The organism is Chryseobacterium indologenes, from assembly GCF_001295265.1.
Taxonomy (GTDB): Bacteria; Bacteroidota; Bacteroidia; order Flavobacteriales; family Weeksellaceae; genus Chryseobacterium; species Chryseobacterium indologenes_A.
Genome location: NZ_LJOD01000001.1, coordinates 901,192 through 908,704, shown reverse-complemented (window position 1 = coordinate 908,704; position 7,513 = coordinate 901,192). Strand labels below are relative to the sequence as shown.

At 37.4% G+C, this 7,513-nt stretch carries 10 protein-coding genes; 2 read left to right on the top strand and 8 right to left on the bottom strand.

What is annotated here, in order from left to right; genetic code table 11:
• Positions 1-210, top strand: a 210-nt coding sequence (locus tag AOB46_RS23690; RefSeq protein ID WP_206542253.1) for a hypothetical protein, incomplete at its 5' end; no start/stop codon positions are given.
• 166 nt (positions 211-376) lie between these two features.
• Here the strand turns inward: AOB46_RS23690 and AOB46_RS04120 are convergent.
• The 8 genes from AOB46_RS04120 to AOB46_RS04085 all read right to left on the bottom strand — a co-directional run bounded on the left by AOB46_RS04120 (position 377) and on the right by AOB46_RS04085 (position 5,381).
• Entirely contained in the window at positions 377-928 is a 552-nt protein-coding gene (locus tag AOB46_RS04120; protein ID WP_062696754.1) for a putative glycolipid-binding domain-containing protein, read from the bottom strand.
• Positions 929-1,032: 104 nt separating this feature from the next.
• Positions 1,033-1,947 (bottom strand): alpha/beta fold hydrolase, encoded by a 915-nt coding sequence (locus AOB46_RS04115; protein WP_062696753.1) that lies wholly within the window; start codon positions 1,945-1,947, stop codon positions 1,033-1,035.
• A gap of 85 nt (positions 1,948-2,032) precedes the next feature.
• On the bottom strand, positions 2,033-2,755 hold the full coding sequence (locus tag AOB46_RS04110; protein ID WP_062696752.1) for a hypothetical protein: 723 nt from the start codon (positions 2,753-2,755) through the stop codon (positions 2,033-2,035).
• A gap of 266 nt (positions 2,756-3,021) precedes the next feature.
• Positions 3,022-3,270, bottom strand: coding sequence for a hypothetical protein (locus AOB46_RS04105; protein WP_062696751.1), 249 nt, complete (start codon positions 3,268-3,270; stop codon positions 3,022-3,024).
• 1 nt (position 3,271) lies between these two features.
• Positions 3,272-3,868, bottom strand: coding sequence for a hypothetical protein (locus AOB46_RS04100; RefSeq protein ID WP_062696750.1), 597 nt, complete (start codon positions 3,866-3,868; stop codon positions 3,272-3,274).
• Positions 3,869-4,060: 192 nt separating this feature from the next.
• On the bottom strand, positions 4,061-4,306 hold the full coding sequence (locus AOB46_RS04095) for a hypothetical protein (protein WP_062696807.1): 246 nt from the start codon (positions 4,304-4,306) through the stop codon (positions 4,061-4,063).
• Between the two features lie 142 nt (positions 4,307-4,448).
• Entirely contained in the window at positions 4,449-4,982 is a 534-nt protein-coding gene (locus AOB46_RS04090; protein WP_062696749.1) for a GNAT family N-acetyltransferase, read from the bottom strand.
• Positions 4,983-4,988: 6 nt separating this feature from the next.
• Positions 4,989-5,381 (bottom strand): VOC family protein, encoded by a 393-nt coding sequence (locus AOB46_RS04085; RefSeq protein ID WP_062696748.1) that lies wholly within the window; start codon positions 5,379-5,381, stop codon positions 4,989-4,991.
• Between the two features lie 155 nt (positions 5,382-5,536).
• Between AOB46_RS04085 and pafA the strand changes: the two genes are divergently transcribed.
• A complete protein-coding gene (gene pafA, locus AOB46_RS04080) occupies positions 5,537-7,180 on the top strand; it encodes an alkaline phosphatase PafA (RefSeq protein ID WP_062696747.1) in 1,644 nt (547 codons plus the stop codon).
• Positions 7,181-7,513: the final 333 nt, after the last annotated feature.

Here is a 7,513-nt window from a genome sequence, read left to right as displayed (position 1 = left end):
TTTAAAATAGAATTTAATAAGTACTTAATTAGTAGAAGTTTTGATAAATTGATTTATAACGAAACAACTAATTATCCGGATTGGGTTGCCATTATTCGGTTTCAATCCTCTTCTAATGATTATTTGACCTTAGAAATTCTAAAGAATAGTTTAGAAAACTTTATTAAGGAGTACAAAACAGATGAAAAAATATCTGAAATCTTTAATTAAAAGGCTTTTTTAGAGATCTTTAAAACAATTAAAATTAGAAAAGCCATCATATCGATCACTAATCATTCGGAAATTCATAGTGGTTTTTATGGAGAATGGCTAAGAAGATTTCGGCGCGGCCGCAGGCCGCGCCGAAATCTTAAAAAATATGTTTCATACATAAGAATTAAAGCGTTTTCACCCTCTCAAAAAGCTGTGGATAATCAAGTACCAACCCTGATTCATCAACTGTTATTTCTGCTTCAAAGTTTTTAGGAATATTTTCGTAAAGATATTTTTCCTTTGCTGTTCTTGTGTATCGTTGGCTGGCTGGCCTTAATGCACTGTTCAGAACATCAATATAAATCACCTGAATTTCCTGTGACTTATTTTCCTGTAATTTCAAGGTGTTAATGGGAAGGGTATTCGTGAAAGGCGTCAGTGAAATATCTATATATTGGATGCCTTCAAATTCCGGGCGCTCAGTCTGATTGATTTTCCATTTATTTCCCCGTTTCTTCCCGGATAATGTATTTTTAGCGGAATTTACCTCAGATTGGATGAGAAATTCCAGAACATTCCAGTTTCTGTCAGTGTTTATGGTATATTCGGCAGTGTAAATTTTATCCAGGTAACTGCCGATGATTTTGGATGAAATGATATAATTCCCGGTGTCTTCCCGCAGAGTAAAACATTCCAGGGATTGATAAAGTATTCCTTTCCAGATAAATTTCGTCATACTTTTATTTTTAAATACGGAATAATTTCTCAGATTAAAGTTAAAAATCAGGAGAGATCCGGATCATTTTTAATGTAAATTTATGAAAAAGGGCGAAAAGAGATTTATTTCTGTCGATTGATAAAATTCCGGACTGCTTGGGTAAACTCTCTGTTTTTCTCATAATACAAAAGATGGCCACCGTCTATAGAAACCGTTTTCTGATCAGGGAAATGAAATGTTTTATAATGCCGTGTTCCTACAGCTTTATCATTTCTTCCGGTGATGACAAGTACAGGAACAGCAATCTCTTTGGTAAGACTTGTATAATCTGCATAATACTCCGGAAATTCTTTGGGTTTTGAGATGACAGCCATGCCAAAATCAATGATTCTGGGATGGAGAGAATCTATTTTATCCGTCTGTCTGATGGTTTTGATATCATTGGTGAGGAATTTATATCCGATTCTTTTTTTTCTCATCTGGCTGCTTATTTTTGAAAGCTCAGAGGAAAGACTGTCTTTAGGTATGGTTTTATTCTGTAAACCAAGAAGGCTGTTTCCATATTCAATCTGCTCTTTTAAAGATTCATCATTAAGGAAATGGAGGGTAATATTGGCCAGAATCAGACCTTTGATGTGCTGTGGATATTTTTTAGCATAATTAACCGCGATAATTCCTCCGAAAGAATGGGCAAGAAGGAAGATTTTATCAAGTTTCAGATGCTGTCTGAGCTCTTCAATATCCTGTACCATAGTATCCAGATGATAATTTCCGGACGGATCAGATCCTCCGGAGCCTCGCTGATCCATATAGACCATTTTCATATGTTTTTCAAGACTGTTTCCGCCCAGAAGTTCAAAAGAGGGGTAGCCCTGTCCCGGGCCTCCCGGAATATAGATGCAGGCTTCTCCTTTTCCGGAGATCTTATATTTGATCCTGATATGATCTGAAGTTTTGAAAAAAGCTTCAGGACTACTGTTCTGGGCCGGAATAGTAACAGATATCACCATAAGGAAAAGCAAATAAACGGTTCTCATAGAATAATAACAATCCGGAATAACGATTTATTACTTAAATGCTGAAGATTGTGAAGCTAAAATAGCAGATTTAAATAGAAGAGGATCAGTAAAAATCATAATACATACTCCATTCACCGGTTTTACTGTTCTTCGCAAACATTAAGCTTCCGCTGTCAATAACATTAAGGCCTGCCTTTCCGTCTGAAGAAATCTGGAAAACATACTCAAATCCCTTTCCGAAGCCGTCTTTAATTCCTATGCCGGGCTGGCAGAAAGAAGGATAGCCGCCCAGTTTTGTACTGTAGCAGTGCTGGATAATATCAAAATAGCTTCCAATGACTCTTTCCTTTTCAAGATTGATAATTTGCCGTTGTATATCGCCGGGAAGATCTTCCAGACCCCCTCCATCCCATAAAGGAGCATCTTTGGAAACCAGTTGGGAACGAAGTGGAAAAGGTTTCAGGTAAGATTCCGGATTGTTGAGGTCTTTAATCACAAAGTCGTCTAAATTTTCATATTCCCGGATAACCCAGTTAGGTCCCATTTTTTCAAGCGGCTTAGGAAAGCGATAAGTGATAAAAACAGTAAGCAGTTTCGTTTTTTTAAGAAGTTCGGGAACGAAAGGCTGGTTGGGAAGATATAGCTGAAGCAGAGGCATCATCTGATCCCCGTTTTGGTCCAGAGGAATTTCTTCGTGTTCTGCATAAGCGGTAACGCGCCCTATCCAGGACTCTTCTATTGTATTTTCTGGTCTGAATCCTCCGGTGATGAATTCTGTGGCCGGTATTTCTATTTTGTCTTTGATTTCCTGAATCCGTATGTCCATATTTTCGTATTGCTTATAGGTTAATCTTCACTATGAAATTCAATTATCATCAGATTGTGATAGCCCTGAATTTCCTATTTTTCATTTCATATACCCGGTGCCGGAGTTCGTTTCCTTGCTTCTGAGAGCGTAAGCTGCTGGTTATGCTGCATAATAAACCCAACCTGAAAACGGGACCTCTTTGTTTTTGAGTTCCTTCATTTTATCATGAAGTTCAGTTTTTTTACCTTCTGAATGTTCCGGGAATAATTAATTTCAGATATCTGCTAATGAAGTCCTCTTTTTTCCTTCTCTTTTTTTAATTTTTTCAGATTCATGATATTGATGACCAACAGAGGAAGTATACCTATCGGGATGATCATGATTGGATTAAAGCCTTTTTTAATGACCAGTACAATAAAGGTGAAGAATAACACCATCATGGAGGAGGCCAGCATAATGGTAAGAACCTTGATTTTCTTTTCATTACTCATAAGTTCTTCATCTGTATATTCAGTAAAATGTTTATTTTTCATACTATTTTTTCTTAATGATTTCCAGATTATTGATAGTGCTAACCGGTGCTATCCTGATTTGTTTTTCGCCTTTCTTAACGTAAAAATAATAGCTGCTGTTAATATCAATCATATAAATTTCAGCAGAAGCATCCGAACCGGTGGTTAATTTATAATTATAGCGCAAATTCTGTGTGTCCAGCCTTTTTTTGATACGGTTTCCGCCGCCAATTCCCAGACCTACAAACAATGAAAGCAGTTCCAGAGCTACAAGTAATACAAATGCAGGGATCATAGCTTTTCTGAGCTCTTTTTTCTCAGGATCTACATTGATCCTGTAACCTTTCAATAATTTCTGGACCCAGTTTTTGTGGCTGTTTTTAATCAGAAGAACCTGAAAGCCAAAGAAAAGAAGAATCATCAGAAGGATCATCACAATCAGGATAGGATTGGTCACCATATCAGCTACAGGGCTGATCAGAATATCTGTGAGTGAGGAATATTTCAGAATATTAATATCCAGTTGGTAAAACATTACGCTTTCCTTTAAAAGTCCCAGAACAATCAGGTATAAGTAACCAAGAGGGAGTAGGCTCTGAACCTTTTCTAAATATCTCATGCTGTTAATAAAAAATATAATGATTACCGTGTAAACCTCTAAAGTTAAAAGCTATTTTATGTACAGCTATATGAAAGTAAGTAAGTTTCATGAAACTAGTTTTATTTTACCAAAGATGCATTTTTTATTGATGGTAAACAAAAAAGAGCGGTAAAAACCACTCTTAAAATTTATCTAACAATATTATATCTCTTAATATATGCATCCGCATCCGGTTTCCCAGGACATGCAAAGACGCTGAGGCTCACTGCAGCCGCCTCCGCCGCCACCTCCACCCGGGTTACTGCCCGGATTAAAGCTGTAGCAGACACCATCACTGCAATAATAGGATCCTGCTGTTGGCGGGCATTCGCCGTTCATATCGCAAAGTGCATACGGATTATCACCCCCTTTAATAAATTCCAGCTGTTTTCTCGTTAATTTTTTTCGATTTTTCATAGTCATTGATATTTTTAGTTTGCTGATTACTAATATACAAATAATATTTAATACACTAGTGTGGGATTTAAAAATCTGTTGAAATTTAAAGAATATCCTGAGGGCATTTCTGTTTCTTTTCAGTTACCGGATGATGCTGTTATTATAAATCCAGAGTCATAAAAATAGCGGTTTCATCCGTATTTTCATACAGTCTGGTATTCAGTCCTGTAATGCTGAATCCTAACCTTCTGTAAAACTGTATGGCAGCATAATTGGTATTTTGGGTTTCAAGCTCTATGACCCTGCAGTTAAGATTTCTGGCTTCCTTAACAATGTTTTTAATCAGCAGGGCACCGGCACCGGACCTTCTGTAGTTTTCACTGATCAGAATGTTTTCAATATAAAAGCTGTTGTTCCAGGTTCTGTGTTCGCCAATAATCCATCCTATGAGTTTACCGTCTATATAAGCACCAAAAGAATATCCCTTTTTAATAATTTCATTGAGGTCTTCTATATCATCAGAACCGGTTTCCCAGGTTTTGGTATAGCATATTGGTTTTTCTTTTAAAATAAATTCAAAGGCGCCTGCATATTCAATAAAAGAAACGGAAAGAATCTTATCTGTGGCATAACCGTTATGTCCCCAATCTAAAGTCGGATTGTCAGTCAGTTGTTCCAGTCTTTTTATTTCCATAAACGGCTATTGAATTTCTGTGCAGATTTCCACCAGATAGTTATCAGGATCTTTAATATACGCGGTTTTCTGCCCCCAGGGTTTTACGGTAATGTCTTCATAAAGAATGGCACCATTATCTACAGCTTTTTTTATGAGGGATGCAACATCATCAGTTACAAATCCTAACTCAATTCCGAAAGGTTTTTCTGAAGTTTTGGACGCTAAAAATCCCTGCCTGATATTAGACCCGGCCAGGGTAACAGAAGCAAATGAAAGAGTGGTATTTCCGGTGAGTAGTTCTCCGTAATCTTTTTCGGGGGTGATAAATTTGATTTCCGTATCAAAGGTGTCTTTGTAGAAATTCATGGATTTTTCAACGTCTTCAACATATAAAATAACGTATTTAAATTGGATCATATAGAGGTATAATTTTTAATCTTATTAGATGCGGATATTATATGAATAATCCTTTCCAAAGTATTTAATTAGGTGATGAGGCCAAATTTAAATAAAATTTCATACTTCAAAACTTTCAAAACCCGTAAATTTGTGCTCAATAAAAATTTTACCGGATGTTTAGGAAAATTTCAATTGCGGCAGTTACTTTTTTGTCCGTAATTACAATCAATGCCCAGAAGAAGAATTCTCAGGTACCAAGACCCAAATTAGTAGTAGGAATGGTTGTAGACCAGATGCGATGGGATTATCTTTACCGCTATTACAGCAAATACGGAAATGATGGCTTTAAAAGGCTTTTGAATACAGGATATTCGTTAAATAATGTTCATATCAGCTATGTTCCTACGGTTACTGCTCTGGGGCATACCTGTATTTTTACCGGTTCTGTTCCGGCCATCCATGGTATTGCAGGAAATGACTGGACAGATAAGGAAACCGGAAAAGGAGTTTATTGTACTGCGGATGAAAGCGTTAAACCGGTAGGTACAACCAATATAAAAACAGGAAGCCATTCTCCGAAAAACCTTTGGTCTACAACCGTAACCGATGAGCTGAGACTGGCAACCAATTTCCAGGGAAAAGTAGTCGGGGTTTCCCTGAAAGACCGTGCTTCTATTCTGCCAGCAGGCCACACTCCGAACGGAGCTTTCTGGTTTGATGACAGTACCGGAAACTTTATTACCAGTACATGGTATATGGATGACCTGCCTCAATGGCTGAAGTCTTTCAATGCACAGAATTTACCTGCAAAATTAGTGGCAAATGGCTGGAATACGCTGCTTCCTATTAATCAGTATACAGAAAGCTCACCAGATAATTCTTCATGGGAAGGTCTGTTGGGAAGCTCAAAAACGCCTGTTTTCCCATATACCAATCTGGCTAAAGATTATGAAGCCAAAAAGGATAATATCCGTTATACACCCTTCGGAAATACACTAACCCTGAAGATGGCTGAAGCCTCTATAGAAGGAGAAAAGCTGGGTGCTGATAATATCACGGATTTCCTGACGGTTAACCTCGCTTCTACGGATTATGCGGGTCACAAGTTCGGACCTAATTCTATTGAAGTTGAAGATGTTTATTTAAGACTAGATCAGGATCTGGCACAGTTCTTCAGTTACCTGGATTCAAAAGTAGGCAAGGGCGAATATACCGTTTTCCTTTCTGCAGACCATGGTGGTGCTCATTCAGTAGGATTCCTGAAAGAGCATAAAATCCCGACAGGTTTCTTCGGGGAAGGAATGGAAAAAGACATCAACCAAAAGCTGAAAGATAAATTCGGAGTAGATAAGCTGATCAATGCTGTAGATAACTATCAGGTTTATTTCGATAGAAAGCTGCTGAATGATAACAAGCTGGAGCTGGATGATGTAAGAGATTTTGCCATCAAAGAAATACAGAAAGACCCTGGCGTTTTATATGCCGTTTCTGTAGAGGAAGTTCAGGAATCAAGCATTCCGGAGCCTATCAAACAGAGAATCATCAATGGAATCAACAGGCAGAGAAGCGGGGATATTCAGCTGATCTCCCGTGATTCTATGCTGCCTCCGTATTCTAAAACAGGAACTACACACAGTGTATGGAACTCTTATGATTCCCATATTCCGCTGATTTTTATGGGATGGGGAATCCAGCATGGAGAAAGCAACAAGGCATATAACATGACGGATATCGCTCCTACGGTTTCTTCCTTACTGAAGATCCAGTTTCCAAGCGGAAACGTAGGAAACCCGATTACGGAAGTTATTGGTAAGTAAATATAAATAAAAGAGGCTGTTTCAAAAGTGAGGCAGCCTCTTTCAATTGATGAGACAAATAAAAATATGCTTAATCTGAATGATTAAAAATAGCTGCAAATATCTGTGTAATCAGAGAAATCTGTGGTAATTTTTTAAAATCGAAACAGGCACAAAGGTTTATCACACTTTAGTAATTTTTAAGTGCAGAACTTTGCGTACAGAAGTTCACATAAGCTTTTAAAAATGGACGATTTTTATTACTTATACGGACTAAAGTAATAAAAAAAACATTCCATTGGCTCTCTCAAAACCTAAATCTTATCAATATTAAAAAAGAAAAATGTCAGTAAG

Coding starts and splice junctions, on each gene's coding strand:
- AOB46_RS04105 (WP_062696751.1), bottom strand. CDS start 3,270: ATGAAAAATAAACATTTTACTGAATATACAGATGAAGAACTTATGAGT.
- AOB46_RS04110 (WP_062696752.1), bottom strand. CDS start 2,755: ATGGACATACGGATTCAGGAAATCAAAGACAAAATAGAAATACCGGCC.
- AOB46_RS04085 (WP_062696748.1), bottom strand. CDS start 5,381: ATGATCCAATTTAAATACGTTATTTTATATGTTGAAGACGTTGAAAAA.
- AOB46_RS04120 (WP_062696754.1), bottom strand. CDS start 928: ATGACGAAATTTATCTGGAAAGGAATACTTTATCAATCCCTGGAATGT.
- AOB46_RS04100 (WP_062696750.1), bottom strand. CDS start 3,868: ATGAGATATTTAGAAAAGGTTCAGAGCCTACTCCCTCTTGGTTACTTA.
- AOB46_RS04115 (WP_062696753.1), bottom strand. CDS start 1,947: ATGAGAACCGTTTATTTGCTTTTCCTTATGGTGATATCTGTTACTATT.
- pafA (WP_062696747.1), top strand. CDS start 5,537: ATGTTTAGGAAAATTTCAATTGCGGCAGTTACTTTTTTGTCCGTAATT.
- AOB46_RS04095 (WP_062696807.1), bottom strand. CDS start 4,306: ATGAAAAATCGAAAAAAATTAACGAGAAAACAGCTGGAATTTATTAAA.
- AOB46_RS04090 (WP_062696749.1), bottom strand. CDS start 4,982: ATGGAAATAAAAAGACTGGAACAACTGACTGACAATCCGACTTTAGAT.